The sequence below is a fragment of the Allobosea sp. Root483D1 genome, from assembly GCF_001429505.1.
Lineage (GTDB): Bacteria > Pseudomonadota > Alphaproteobacteria > Rhizobiales > Beijerinckiaceae > Allobosea.
The window spans coordinates 703838-717306 of sequence record NZ_LMJW01000020.1 but is presented as its reverse complement, the minus strand read 5'-3'; the positions used below and the strand labels follow the sequence as shown (position 1 = coordinate 717306).

General features: G+C 67.5%; 12 protein-coding genes. 7 read left to right on the top strand and 5 right to left on the bottom strand.

Annotated features, from left to right (window positions below; all coding sequences use genetic code 11):
- Positions 1-88 precede the first annotated feature (88 nt).
- On the bottom strand, positions 89-997 hold the full coding sequence (locus ASE66_RS22010) for a DMT family transporter (RefSeq protein ID WP_057191825.1): 909 nt from the start codon (positions 995-997) through the stop codon (positions 89-91).
- Between the two features lie 112 nt (positions 998-1109).
- Here ASE66_RS22010 and ASE66_RS22005 point away from each other — a divergent pair, with 112 nt between their 5' ends.
- Complete coding sequence (locus ASE66_RS22005) at positions 1110-1991, top strand: type 1 glutamine amidotransferase (protein ID WP_057191824.1); 882 nt, start codon at positions 1110-1112, stop codon at positions 1989-1991.
- A gap of 24 nt (positions 1992-2015) precedes the next feature.
- Here ASE66_RS22005 and ASE66_RS22000 read toward each other — a convergent pair whose 3' ends face one another.
- Positions 2016-2618 (bottom strand): NAD(P)H-dependent oxidoreductase, encoded by a 603-nt coding sequence (locus ASE66_RS22000; RefSeq protein ID WP_057191822.1) that lies wholly within the window; start codon positions 2616-2618, stop codon positions 2016-2018.
- Between the two features lie 77 nt (positions 2619-2695).
- Here ASE66_RS22000 and ASE66_RS21995 point away from each other — a divergent pair, with 77 nt between their 5' ends.
- From ASE66_RS21995 to ASE66_RS21980, 4 genes are all read left to right on the top strand, one after another.
- On the top strand, positions 2696-3304 hold the full coding sequence (locus ASE66_RS21995) for a TetR/AcrR family transcriptional regulator (protein WP_057191820.1): 609 nt from the start codon (positions 2696-2698) through the stop codon (positions 3302-3304).
- An 82-nt stretch (positions 3305-3386) separates the two neighbouring features.
- On the top strand, positions 3387-5009 hold the full coding sequence (locus ASE66_RS21990) for an ABC-F family ATP-binding cassette domain-containing protein (RefSeq protein WP_057191819.1): 1623 nt from the start codon (positions 3387-3389) through the stop codon (positions 5007-5009).
- 233 nt (positions 5010-5242) lie between these two features.
- A complete protein-coding gene (locus ASE66_RS21985; protein WP_057191818.1) occupies positions 5243-6154 on the top strand; it encodes a hypothetical protein in 912 nt (303 codons plus the stop codon).
- A 159-nt stretch (positions 6155-6313) separates the two neighbouring features.
- A complete protein-coding gene (locus tag ASE66_RS21980; RefSeq protein ID WP_057191816.1) occupies positions 6314-7999 on the top strand; it encodes a mucoidy inhibitor MuiA family protein in 1686 nt (561 codons plus the stop codon).
- Positions 8000-8031: 32 nt separating this feature from the next.
- Here ASE66_RS21980 and ASE66_RS21975 read toward each other — a convergent pair whose 3' ends face one another.
- From ASE66_RS21975 to ASE66_RS21965, 3 genes are all read right to left on the bottom strand, one after another.
- Positions 8032-9243: a M20 aminoacylase family protein gene (locus tag ASE66_RS21975; protein ID WP_057191814.1), complete on the bottom strand. Its 1212-nt coding sequence runs from the start codon at positions 9241-9243 to the stop codon at positions 8032-8034.
- 188 nt (positions 9244-9431) lie between these two features.
- Positions 9432-10010 carry a tyrosine phosphatase family protein gene (locus tag ASE66_RS21970; protein ID WP_057191812.1) on the bottom strand — a complete coding sequence of 193 codons (579 nt, stop codon included), beginning with the start codon at positions 10008-10010 and terminating at the stop codon, positions 9432-9434.
- Between the two features lie 88 nt (positions 10011-10098).
- Positions 10099-10665 (bottom strand): dihydrofolate reductase family protein, encoded by a 567-nt coding sequence (locus tag ASE66_RS21965; protein ID WP_057191810.1) that lies wholly within the window; start codon positions 10663-10665, stop codon positions 10099-10101.
- 245 nt (positions 10666-10910) lie between these two features.
- Here ASE66_RS21965 and ASE66_RS21960 point away from each other — a divergent pair, with 245 nt between their 5' ends.
- Together ASE66_RS21960 and ASE66_RS21955 are read left to right on the top strand one after the other, a co-directional pair.
- Positions 10911-12203, top strand: a complete 1293-nt coding sequence (locus tag ASE66_RS21960; protein WP_057191808.1) for an adenylosuccinate synthase — start codon at positions 10911-10913, stop codon at positions 12201-12203.
- A gap of 31 nt (positions 12204-12234) precedes the next feature.
- Complete coding sequence (locus ASE66_RS21955) at positions 12235-13458, top strand: hypothetical protein (RefSeq protein ID WP_057191807.1); 1224 nt, start codon at positions 12235-12237, stop codon at positions 13456-13458.
- Positions 13459-13469 lie beyond the last annotated feature (11 nt).

The window sequence follows — 13469 nt, the reverse complement described above, 5'->3', positions numbered from 1 at the left end:
GTCCAATAGGACGCGATAACGGCGATCCATCTCATTGTTGTAGCATCGGATTTTTCCGAAAAGTGGATTCCACGTTTCGGTCCGAGCCTCAGATTTTCCGCTCGGCGATCCAGATGCCGCCGAGCACCAGCACCAGCGCCAGCCCGTGATAGAGCGCGAGTTGCTCGCCGAGGATCGCCACGGCGAGCAGCGGCGCGAACACCGGCACGAGATTGACGAAGACGCCGGCGCGGCTCGGGCCGATCAGCTCGATCGCCCGGATGAAGAAAAGCTGCGACAGGATCGAAGGGCCGATCACGACGAAGATCAGGATCAGCCAGCCCTTCGTCGTCGGCCAATAGGCCCTGCCGGTAGCGATCTCGACCCCGAGCAGCGGCAGCGAGACGATACAGGCGACCATCGCCATCGCAGTGAAGAAGATCAGCCCCGGCATGGGCGGGCGCGTGCGGATGCCGACGGTGTAACCGGCATAAAGCACGCAGGCGATCATCATCCACAAGTCACCCGGCACGAAGCTGAGCTGCGACAGGACGTGCCAGTCGCCGCGGCTCGCTGTCACCAGCACGCCGAGGATGGTCACAGTGACGCCGAGCGCCTGCAAACCGCCGATCGGCATGCGGAAGGCGAGGAAGGCGCCAAGCAGCACAAAGACCGGGATCGAGCCCTGCAAGATGCCGATATTGATTGCGGTGGTCGAATAGGCCGCGATGTACATCAACGTGTTGAAGGCGGTGAAACCGAAGGCGCCGAGCAGCGTCACCTTGAGCCAGTTCGCCCTGAGCACGGGCCAGTGCTCGCGCAGGCCCTGGCGGAACAGATAGGGCATGATGGCGCAGACGAAGGCCCAGCGCAGCGAGGTCAGCGTCATCGGCGCGATCTCGCCGACGGCAAGCCGGCTCGCCACCGCATTGCCGGCCCACATCAGCGTCGTCAGCGTCAGCAGCACATAGGCGTTCGCCCAGATTCGCTGCGGGAGGGAGGCGGCCGGCTGCTGCAAAGCGCATGGTCTCCATGTCGGAGGAGCGCTTGCATAGCCTTGCACGTGGCGCTTGTCCTATGAGAGGAGGCGCAACGCAGCCCGTCGCCGCACGCAACGTGCCGAGAAAGCCATGAACGTGTTCAGCTCGAAACCGCTCCGCGTCCTTGTCGTCGACGGCTACAAGCGCGCGCAACGCGAGGAATACATTCGCGACGCCGGTGCGACGCCGTCGGAAGCCTATGCCGCGGAACTGCGCCGGATCGAGCCGTCGCTGATCACCGATATCTGCCTGCCCGCGGACGAGGGCGCCAACCTGCCGGATGGTTCAGGCCTCGCCTCCTATGACGGCATCGCCCTGACCGGCTCCTCGCTCCACATCCACAGCCCCGAGCCGGCGGTGACGCGTCAGATCGAGCTGATGCGGGCGATCTACAGAAGCGGAACGCCCTGCTTCGGCTCGTGCTGGGGCATCCAGATCGGCGCCGTCGCCGCGGGCGGAACGGTTGCGCTCAACCCGAAGGGGCTCGAGATCGGCTTCGCCCGTCGCATCGCCGTCAACGACACCGGCGCCAAACATCCTCTGCTCGCCGGTCGCCCTGCCGCTTTCGATGCGCCCGCAATCCATTTCGACAGCATCGTCGCGCTGCCCGCGGACGCGACGATCCTGGCCTCGAATGCGATGAGCCCGATCCAGGCCGCCGAGTTCCGCCAGGACGGCGGTACCTTCTGGGGCGTGCAGTACCACCCGGAATTCTCGCTGCGGCTCGTCGCCACGATCCTGCGACGGCACAGCAAGATCCTGATCGAGCGCGGCTTCCGCAAGGACGAGACCGATACGGCGGCCTGGCTCGCCGATCTCGATGCGCTCGACGCCGATCCCTCCCGCCGTGATCTCGCCTGGGCCCATGGGCTGGACGAGGAGGTGCTCGATCCGGTCAAGCGGGTGACCGAGCTGCGCAACTTCCTGGAGATGCGGGTGAAGCCCCAGGCAAGCGTGCGCGGACGGGCGTGAACCGCGCGGCCCGCAGCACGTCCGTCAAGCCGCTTGGGCGGCCTTGCTCACCGGTGTGAACACCTTGCCGCCGAGGTCGCGCGCCGTATCGAGGTGCTCTGACATCTGCGGAATCGGCAGCAGCAGCTCGGAGGTCACGACCGGCGCGCCGCAATAGCCGAAGATGCCGTGGTCGATCTGCGTCTTCATCGCGCTGAGATAGCCATGGCGCTCATAGGTGCGCATGGTGGCGCCGCCGATCCCGACAAGATGGACCGGCAGGTGCCCGAGCTTCTTGACCGTCTTTAGGTCGGCCCCTTCGTCATAGGCCCAGCCATTGGCGAAGACGCGCTCGATCCAGCCCTTCATCAGCCCAGGCATCGACCACCAGTAGACCGGATAGACCAGCACCAGCGCATCCGCCCGGTCGACCCTGGCCTGCTCGAAGGCGATGTCGGCGGGCTGCGCGATCTCGCGGCGATGGACGGCAAGATCGTTCAGCGAAAAGCGCGGATCGAACCCTTCCTTGGCGAGATCGGCGATCTCGACCGTATGGCCGGCGCCGGAGACGCCGTCGGCCAGGGCCTGCGCCACGGCATGGCTGAGCGAACCGGGATCGGGATGGGCGACGACGACTAGGGCATGCATGGGGTGTCTCCTGCGGTGGTTGCGATCGGCCTGCGATCGTTATATACTTTTAGTAAGTTACTTTTGGTACATAAGATATGTCAAGCCTTGATATCGAACGGCCGCGCCGTCAGCGCCTGACGCGCGAGGACCGCCAGCGCCAGCTCATCGAGACCGCCTGGCGGATCGTCGGCGAGGAAGGCACCGACGCCCTGACGCTCGGCCGCCTCGCCGAGCGGGCCGGCGTCGCCAAGCCGGTGGTCTACAGCCACTTCGCCACCCGTAGCGGCCTGCTGATCGCGCTCTATCGCGACTTTGACGCGCGCGAGTACGCGATCATGGATGCGGCGCTCGAAAGCAGCGAAGCCACCCTCGCCGGCAAGGCCGGAGCGATCGCCTCTTCCTACGTCGATTGCGTGCTGACCCAGGGCCGCGAGATTCCCGGTGTCGTCGCGGCTCTGGCGGGTTCGCCCGAGCTTGCCGCGGTCAAGCGCGACTGCGACGTGATCTTCCTGGAGAAATGCCGGAGCCTGCTCGCCCCCTTCGCCGAGGGCCGTACGATCCCGACCGCCGGCCTACGCGCCATGCTCGGCGCCGCCGAAGGGCTTTCGCATGCCGCCGCGACCGGAGAGGTCGACGCCAGCGAGGCGAAGCAGGAGCTGTTCGAGACGATCACCGCCATGGTCGCGCGCAGCGCAAAGGCTTGAGACGGCCGCTTACGGGGTTCCACATGCGCCGCTAGCCCTGTAAGTGCGCGGCAACTCCCATTCTCTCAGCGTTCCGGACATCATGATTCGCCTCGAAAGCATCGGCAAGCAGAACGGCCAGCAGATCATCTTCATCGAGGCCTCGGCGGCGCTGCAGAAGGGCGAGAAGATCGGCCTCGTTGGCCCCAACGGCGCCGGCAAGACCACGCTGTTCCGGCTGATCACCGGCGAGGACCTGCCCGACGAAGGCCAGGTCAGCGTCGATCGCGGCACCACCATCGGCTATTTCAGCCAGGATGTCGGTGACATGAAGGGCCGCAGCGCCGTCGCCGAGGTGATGGACGGCGCCGGCCCGGTCAGCGCCATCGCGGCCGAACTGAAGGAGCTCGAGACCGCGCTGGGCGACCCCGACCGCGCCGACGAGATGGAGGAGCTGATCACCCGCTATGGCGAGGTGCAGGGGCGCTTCGAGGAGCTCGACGGCTACGCGCTCGACGGCCGTGCACGCGAGGTGCTCGACGGCCTCGGCTTCAGCCAGGAGATGATGGAGGGCGATGTCGGCGCCCTCTCCGGCGGCTGGAAGATGCGCGTGGCGCTTGCCCGCATCCTCTTGATGCGGCCCGACGCGATGCTGCTCGACGAGCCGAGCAACCATCTCGACCTCGAAAGCCTGATCTGGCTGGAAAGCTTTCTCAAGGGCTATGACGGCGCGCTTCTGATGACCTCGCACGACCGCGAGTTCATGAACCGCATCGTCGGCAAGATCGTCGAGATCGATGGCGGCACGCTGACCAGCTATTCCGGCGATTACGAGTTCTATCAGCAGCAGCGCGCACTGGCCGAGAAGCAGCAGCAAGCGCAATTCGAGCGCCAGCAGGCCATGCTCGCCAAGGAGGTCGCCTTCATCGAGCGCTTCAAGGCGCGCGCCTCGCATGCGGCGCAGGTCCAGAGCCGCGTCAAGAAGCTCGACAAGATCGAGCGCGTCGAGCCGCCCAAGCGCCGCCAGACCGTGCAGTTCGAGTTCCAGCCGGCGCCGCGCTCGGGCGAGGACGTCGCGACGCTGAAGGGCGTCCATGTCCGCTATGGCAGCCGCACGATCTATGAGGGGCTGGACTTCCAGGTCCGCCGCAAGGAGCGCTGGTGCGTGATGGGCGTCAACGGGGCCGGCAAGTCGACCCTGTTGAAGCTCATCGCCGGCGCCACGCAGCCGAACGAAGGCACGGTCGTTGTCGGTGGCACCGTCAAGATGGGCTATTTCGCCCAGCACGCCATGGAGCTGCTCGACGGCGACGAAACCGTCTTCCAGTCACTCGAAGGCTCGTTCCCCCAGGCCGGGCAAGGCTCGCTACGCGCGCTCGCCGGCTGCTTCGGCTTCTCGGGCGACGATGTCGAAAAGCGCTGCCGCTTCCTCTCGGGCGGCGAGAAGGCGCGGCTGGTCATGGCCAAGATGCTCTACGACCCGCCGAACTTCCTCGTGCTCGACGAGCCGACAAACCATCTGGACATCGCCACCAAGGAGATGCTGATCAAGGCGCTCGCGGAATATGAGGGCACGATGCTGTTCGTCAGCCACGACCGCCATTTCCTGGCGGCACTCTCCAACCGGGTGCTGGAGCTGACGCCGGACGGCGTGCACAATTATGGCGGCGGCTACACCGAATACGTCGCCAGCACCGGCCAGGAGGCACCGGGCCTGCGGAGTTGAGCGCGGACGTCGTCTGCGGATCGAGCCGCGCGACATCCGCATCGACACCGCTTACGAATGTACTGAATTCGCTGGCTAAACTGCCGACGCGCGAACTGCGCACTGCGATCTTGTTGGCGTCATCGCTTCGTGCAAGTCTATCCGCCATTCCTCTGACGATGCGTTCTTTGCCTTTCGCAAGGACAGGTGGCCCGGCCCGGTAGCCTGACTTGCCTCCTTAACGGGGATGGCAGATGGCCGGCGATCTCGATTTGCTGATCGGAACCTGGACGGTCCGGGTCAAGAGTTGGGTCTGGGAGTATGATTTCCGGAGCGATGGCGGCGTGACCTGGCGCGACCTCGGCAGCATGGAAAGCGGCGTCGGCAACTGGGCCGCCACCTCCAAGCTGGTCAACATGTGGTGGAAGGGCTCGACCACCCGCGAGAGCTGGCAGAGGCCGCTGACCACCGGCAGCGACCACACCTGGTACGAAGCGTCCTATTATCGCGGCAAGTACCGGATCGAGAAGACCGGCTTCGTCCCGCCCTCGCCGACCCCGCCATCGGGGCCGACCGATGCGACCCGTATCGACGCCGCCTGGGATGCGAGCCGCTCTTCGCTCCGCTTCGCGCTGAACCGGCTGAAGCTCCTGCAGCGGCAGATCAAGTATTTCGAGGATTCGCATGGCAGCGAGGACGCCTTCAACGAATTGCGCCGGAACTACCGGCGCGACATGGCGGTGATCTCGCGCAAGCTGCTGGTGCCATCCAATCCGATGGATCCGGCTTTTCGCGACGCACTGGGAAAGGCGGTCGGACTGATCGAGCAGAATCTTGCCTTGCCGAAATCCCTCAACCCGGCTCATGCCGGTGGCAAGTGCAGCAATCCGAAGCCCGCCTATGCCTGGACGACGCCGGGCCGCAAGCCGCCGGATACCGATCTCTGCAATTCCTGGTTCTCGGCCAATGCCGACCTCCAGCGCGACGTGGTCACCCATGAGTATTTCCACACGGTCGGTCTCGGCGACATCGAGGTGAACACGACCGCCAACGCGCTCGGCAACGCCAACACCATGGCGCAGGTCGTCGCCTACCTGCACGACCGGGCGCGGCAGAAGAATTCCGACGGCTTCGAGCCGATGATCCCGCCGCTGCCGACGCCTTGACGTAGCGAAAACCGCGCTGGCGCCGGCAAGGGCCAGCCATCGTCGCCGGGCGGTGATGGCGCCCGCGCGGCGCCATCCCGCGTTCCGGCTCAATTCCGCCCTCGCCGCGCCGAAATCCACCGGACAAATCGCGGCCGCTTGATTTGTCGGGGGACTAAAATGATGAAGACCGGACTGGCCGCAGCCTTGATGTTCGCACCGAGCCTCGTCGGCGCCGCCGAGATCGAACTTGCCTCGAAGATCGACCACGTCACCGTCTACCCCGACGGTGCGGTGGTGACCCGGCTCGGCAAAGCCTCGCTGCTGGAGGGCGTCTCGCAGATCGTGCTGCGCGGCCTGCCTGCCTCCGTCGACCCCGCCTCGATCCGGGTCGAGGCGCAAGGGACCGGCGCCTTCTCGATCGGCGCGGTCGATGTCCGCCAGGTCCCGGGCGAGGCCCGTCCCGCCCTTGACCAGGTTCTGGAAGGCAAGATCCGGGCGCTCCAGGGCGAGAAGGCCAAGCTCACCGGCGAGGTCAGCGCCATCGAGGCCAAGCGCGCCACCATCGAGAATTTCGGCAAGGTCGGACCCGACAAGCTCGGTCCGGACGGCAAGGTCCTCCCCGTGAGCGACTGGCCGGCAGTGTTCGACGCGATCGGCACCGCACTGGTCAAGGTCCAGGGCGAATTGCTCGGCTTGCGCAACCGCATCTCCGATCTCGACGCCGAGATCGCCGCTTTGGAAAAGGCGAGGCCATTGGCGCCGCGCGCCAGCCAGCCCAAGCGCGACGTCGCCATCGCCGTCGAGGCCAAGGCGCCGGTCGCGGCCGACATCTCCGTCAGCTACCGCGTCGCAGGCGCGAGCTGGCTCCCGGTCTACGAGGCCCGGCTCACCACCGGCAGTGCCAATGGCGCCGCCGAGATCGCCTTCACCCGCCGCGCCGAATTGCGCCAGCGCACCGGCGAGGACTGGAGCGAGGTCTCGGTCGAGCTTTCGACGACGCGCTCGGCCCAGGGCACGCGGGCGCCGGAGCTCAATCCGCTGCGCATCGCCTTCTACGAGCCGCCAGAGATTTATGAGGAGCGGGCGCGCCTGCAGAAACAGGCCTCCGAGCGCGCAGCCAGACCCCCGGCTTTGGCAATCGCACCGGCGCCCGCCACGGCCGACCAGGCTCTCGGCGCTGCCGCCCCCAAAGAGGCCGAGGTGCAGACCGCGAGCGTCAGCGCCGGTGCCTATCAGGCGAGCTTCAAGGTACCCGGCCGGGTCACTATCCCGCAGGACGGCTCCAGCAAGGCCGTGGTGCTGACACAAGGCAAGGTCAAGCCGGAGCTATCCGCCCGCGCCACGCCGGAGCTCGAGGAGAAGGCCTATCTCGAGGCCAGCTTCAACCACGAGGACGAGGCGCCACTGCTCGCCGGCGAGGTCTATCTCCATCGCGACGGCGCCTATATCGGCAAGGGCCGCCTCGGGCAGGTCGCGCCCGGCGACAAGGTCGAGCTCGGCTTCGGCGCCGACGACCGCCTCAAGGTGACCCGCGTGCCGGTGCGCAGGCGCGAGAACGATTCCGGCTGGCTCGGTTCGACCCGGACCGACCAGCGCGAGTTCAAGACGGTGGTGAAGAGCCTGCACGCCCAGCCGGTCAAGCTCATCGTGACCGAGCGCGTGCCGTTCTCGGAGAACAGCGCGATCACGGTCGAGCTTTTGTCGCAGAGCACGCCACCGACCGAGAAGCAGGTCGGCGACAAGCGCGGCGTCTCGGCCTGGAGCTTCGAGCTCGCTCCCGGCGCGCAGAAGGAGATCCGCCTCGCCTACCGGATCAAATATCCCGGCGACCGCGAGGTGATCTTCGACCAGCCGCGGCGGTAGGCGGGCTCAGCCCCCCATCGCACTGCTGCCCCCTACTCGGCTGCAATCGCCTGCCAGCCCTGGCCGAGTTCCTGCTCGACCAGGCCGACCCAGTAGCGCACGCCAGCCGGGATGATCGCGTCGTTGAAGTCGTAGAGCGGGGTGTGCAGCCCCTTGAACGAGCCGTCCGCCGCGACGCCGTTGCCGATGCGCATGAAGGCGCCGGGGCAGACCAGCATCATCTCGGCGAAATCCTCACCGCCCGTGCCACGCCGCATCTCGCCGTCGACATGCTCAGGCCCGGCGGCAGCGGATGCCGCCGCGACAGCGACCTTCACCTGCTCGGCGGCGTTCACCAACGGGCTCGTGCCGCGGTGATAATGAGCCTCGGCGTCACAACCCCAGGCCTGCGCCGTCGCCGCCGCCAGCTCGGCGATGCGCCGCTCGACCAGATCGCGCACCTCCTGCGAATAGGTCCGCGCCGTGCCGCCGATCACCAGCTCCGAGGGGATGACGTTCGAGGCGTTCTCGTCGCCGCCATGGATGAAGCCGACGCTGATCACTGCCGTGTCGAGCGGCGCGACATTGCGGCCGACGATGCCCTGCAGCCCGAGCACGAAATGCGCCTGCGCATAGGTGATGTCGGTCGAGCGATGCGGTTGCGAACCGCCATGGCCGCCGACGCCGCGGAAGGTCACCCGCCAGGAATCGGCTGCCGCCAGGAAGGGGCCGACCGCCGTGCCGAAGCTCGACGCCGGCTGGCCGGGGGTGTTGTGCAGTCCGTAGATCGCATCGCAGGGGAAGCGCTCGAACAGCCCGTCGGCGAGCATGGCGTTGGCGCCGCCGCGGCCTTCCTCGGCCGGCTGGAAGATCAGGTTGACCGTGCCGCCGAAATCCCGGTTCTCGGCGAGATAGCGGGCCGCCGCGAGCAGCATGGTGGTGTGGCCGTCATGGCCGCAGGCGTGCATGCGGCCGGGAAATTTCGAGGCATGCGGCAGCCCGGTCAGTTCCTCCAGCGCCAGGCAATCCATGTCGGCGCGCAGGCCGATGGCACGCTGGCCGGGCTGGCTGCCGCGGATGACGCCGACGACGCCGGTCTTGCCGATCGTCTCGGTGACCTCGACGCCCCATTCGCGCAGCCTGTCGGCGACGAGCCTGGCCGTGCGATATTCTTCCAGGCCGAGCTCGGGATGGGCGTGGATGTCGCGGCGGATCGCCGTGAACTCGGCGTGGTGCGCGCCGAGCCAGTCGTCGAGCTTCGTCATGATCGGTGTCCCCCGGCCCGCAGCGTTCTTTTGCAGGCATGGCTCATGCCACTGCCTTACGCCGCCCCCTCCTTCTCATACGACCGAACACCGCCAAGTCATTCTGCGAACACGGCAAAACAGCCATGCTCCAGGAGACTGACGGCGGGTCGGAGGGGTAATGAGCTGGCAGCCGGAGCTGAAAGCGTTCAGCCCGCCATCGCGACTTCGGCGCCGCGGCCGAGATCGGCCATCCACTGGCGATATCGCGGCTGCGCCTCGAGCTGGTGGGCATAGTGCCGGCGAAGCGCATCGGTGAGCTTCCCGCCGCGCTTCAGCTGTGCGTCGGCGAAACCGATCATCACCGAGTTCGGCCAGGCCTGCGGCCGGATCCCGCGCAGGCGGGCGAACAGGGCGTCCTCGCCCTCCTCGGGGTTCACCTGCGCCATCAGCGACAGCATCGCCGCGGTCGAGCGCGAGATGCCCATATGGCAATGCACCAACAGGTGCCCCTCCTGCCGCTTCAGCGCCGACTCACGCAAGCTGGCACCGAAGTCGAGAATTTCCGCGACATGCGCGTCGGTCGGATGCACGCGGCCTTCCTGCGGCGTGATGATGTCGTGGAAGCGCAGCGTCACGCGCTCATGGGCGTTGTAGGCCGCAAAGGATTCGAGCTCCGGCAGGTCGGGGTCGAGCAGCGACAGCACATGGCTGACCTTGCGCGCGCTCTGCGCCGGCAGTTCCTCGATCCCGCAGACAGTGAGGATGGAAATGGCGATCGGCTGCATCGGCTTAGGTCCCGCAGGGTTGATGGTGCCGGGTTAATCCTCCCGGCGCTCGCCTGCAACCACCGCGGCCGCAAGGCCGCCCTGCCCGTCAGTGCCTGACCTCGTAGCGCAGCCACTGGATGCCCTCGCCCAGGGTTTTCGCCCCGGCGAGCGCAAGATTGCTGCGGGCGCCATCGGCGAAGAGCCGCCCGCCGGCGCCGAGCGCGACCGGATAGACCATCAGGTTGTAGACATCGACCAGCCCGGCGCGCTGCAGGCCGTGGACGAGCTTCAGGCTGCCATAGACCAGGATGTCGCCGCCGATCCCTTCCTTCAGCGCGGCGATGGCGGCGAGCGCGTCGCCCACCAGGATCGAAGTCCCCTGCCATCCGGCCTTCGTCAGCGTCGTCGAGGCGACATGCTTGGGCAGCGCGTTGATCTGGTCGGCGAAAGGGCTGTCGGTCACATGCGGCCAGACCGCGGCGAAGGCGTCGTAAGTGCCGCGGCCGAGCAGCAGCGAACCCGCGGCATCGAGCTCTTCCTGCTTCAGTCGCTCGCCTTCCGGCCCGCGCGAGAACGGCCCGGTCCAGTCGCCGAGGCCGGAATTCTCCATGCCGACCGGGTCCTCGATGACGCCGTCGAGCGAGATATACTGGGTGACGACGAGCTTGCGCATGCTGCTTCTCCTGTGGGCTCCCGAAGCAGTGCTGCACCGCTCCCTCTGCCCATGCGTCGAACCGGAAGCGACGGAATCGACAGCGTCCCGAAAAATTCTTTCCCCGGCTTTGCCGCCGTCAGCCTTGACCTTGCCATCCTCTTGGCCGAAGAGGGCTTGCAAGGACCCACCCGAAACCCCGGCCTTGCGCCGGGGTTTTTGTTCGTGCGGGCGCTTGCGCCAACAGCAAAGAGGGAATCTCCTCCATGGCGAACGTGGTCGTGGTCGGCGCCCAGTGGGGCGACGAGGGCAAGGGCAAGATCGTCGACTGGCTGTCGAGCCAGGCTGACGTCGTGGTTCGCTTCCAGGGCGGCCACAATGCCGGGCACACCCTCGTCATCGATGGCACCGTCTACAAGCTCTCGCTGCTGCCCTCGGGCATCGTGCGCCCGGGCAAGCTCTCGGTGATCGGCAACGGCGTCGTCGTCGATCCCTGGCACCTCGTCGAGGAGATCGCCCGGCTGCGCACGCAGGGCGTCGCGATCTCGCCTGAGAACCTGCGCGTCGCCGACAACGCGACCCTGATCCTGCCGCTGCATCGCGAGCTCGACCATTTCCGCGAGACCTCGAACTCGGCGCTGAAGATCGGCACCACCAAGCGCGGCATCGGCCCGGCCTATGAGGACAAGGTCGGCCGGCGTGCCATCCGCGTCATCGACCTCAAGGACGAGGCGGTCCTGAAGGCCAAGATCGAGCGCCTGCTCGCCCATCACAACGCGCTGCGCCGCGGCCTCGGCATCGCCGAAGTCGACGGCGGCGAATTGCTGAAGCAGTTGACCGAGATCGCTCCGCAGGTGCTGCCCTACGCCGACACGGTCTGGGCCCTGCTCGACGCAGAGCGCCGCGCCGGCAAGCGCATCCTGTTCGAGGGCGCGCAGGGTGCCCTGCTCGACGTCGACCACGGCACCTACCCGTTCGTGACCTCCTCCAACATCGTCGCCGGCCAAGCGGCGACCGGCTCCGGCCTCGGCCCTTCCGCCGTCGGCTATGTGCTGGGGATTGCCAAGGCCTATACCACCCGCGTCGGCGAAGGCCCCTTCCCGACCGAGCTCTTCGACGAGATCGGCGAATTGATCGGCCAGAAGGGCAAGGAATTCGGCGTGGTCACCGGCCGCAAGCGCCGCTGCGGCTGGTTCGACGCCTGCCTGGTGCGCCAGACGGTCAAGACCTCCGGCATCGACGGGATCGCGCTGACCAAGCTCGACATCCTCGACGGCTTCAAGGAGATCAAGGTCTGTACCGGCTACAAGCTCGACGGCGAGATCCTCGAGCATCTGCCGGCCGGCCAGCGCGACCAGGCCCGGGTCGAGCCGATCTACGAGGTAATCGAGGGCTGGGAAGGCTCGACCGCCGGCGCACGCTCCTGGGCGGAGCTGCCGGCGCAGGCAATCAAGTATGTGCGTCGCATCGAGGAATTGATCGGCGCTTCCGTCTCGGTGCTCTCCACCAGCCCGGAGCGCGACGATACGATCCTGGTCCAGAACCCGTTCGAGGGTTGACGGACCGGGCCAACGCGGACATGTGAGGCCAATGGCCGATTTCCACCCCATTCTGGCGCGTGCGATCGCCGGACTGACCGACAAGTCGCCGGAAGCGCGCCGCTCCGTCTATGACCGGGCGCGCACGGCGTTGCTCGGGCAATTGCGTAACCTCGATCCACCGCTCTCGGAAGCCGACATCACCCGCGAGCGGCTCTCGCTCGACGAGGCAGTGTCGCGCATCGAGGCGGAGATCGCGCTCGCCGAGGCGATCGAGCCGAGCCTGCCGCCTCTGCCCCTCGACGAACCGCCGCCCGCACCGCCTACGCCTCCGGCGCGTCCCGAGCCGAAGCCGCGCCCGGCGCTGTCGCAGGAGATGCCGCGCTTCGACGAGCCGGCGGCCCGCGACGAGCCCCAGCCCATCCGCCCGCGCGTCGCCCCGCCGCGCAAGCGCAGCGTCGACCCTGGCCATGTCCGCACCGCCATCGTCGGTGGCGGTGTGGCGCTCGCCGTCGCGGTGATCGCCGGCGCGGCCTATTACGTCAACAAGATCGCCCCGCAGGACCAGCAGGTCCGGCAGCCGCGTGTCGAGACGCAGGCGCCGCCGGCGCAGCAGGACCAGGCCGGCAAGATCAGCGAGCGCGCCGGCGGCGAGTCGGCCCCGGCGCCGAGCCAGCCTTCCGGCCAGCGCCCCAACCAGCAGGCCGGCGCCCAGCCCGGCAGCGACATCACCGTCGCCCAGCGCGCCATCCTCTATATCGAGGTGCCGGAGACGCCACAGCAGCCGCGCACCGTGCAAGGCCGCGTCCTCTGGCGGCTCGACAGCGACACCGCCGGCCCCGGCCGGCCGGTCGAGACGATCGTACGCGGCACCATCGAGGTCGCCGATGCCGGGCTCTCGCTCGACTTCACCGTCCGGCGCAACACCGATCCGGCCTTCCCGGCCTCGCACATCATCGGCATGCGCTTCACCACCACGGGCGAAGCCGCGAACGATGCGATCCGCGAGGTCGGCGTGCCGCAGTTCAAGCTGGAAGAAGGCGAGCGCGGCGCACCGCTCTCGGCGATCTCCTCGGCGCTGGGCGAGAACCTGTTCGTCGCGGCCCTGTCGAATGTCCCGGTCGAGGCCGAGCGCAATCTCGATTTGCTGCGCAACCGCAACTGGATCGACCTGCCGGTGCGCTTCAACTCCGGCCGGCGCGGCATCCTCACCTTCGAGAAGGGCGGCGCCGGCAACCAGACCATCGCCGAGGCGCTGAGCCGCTGGCAGGGCTGAGGCAGGTTAAG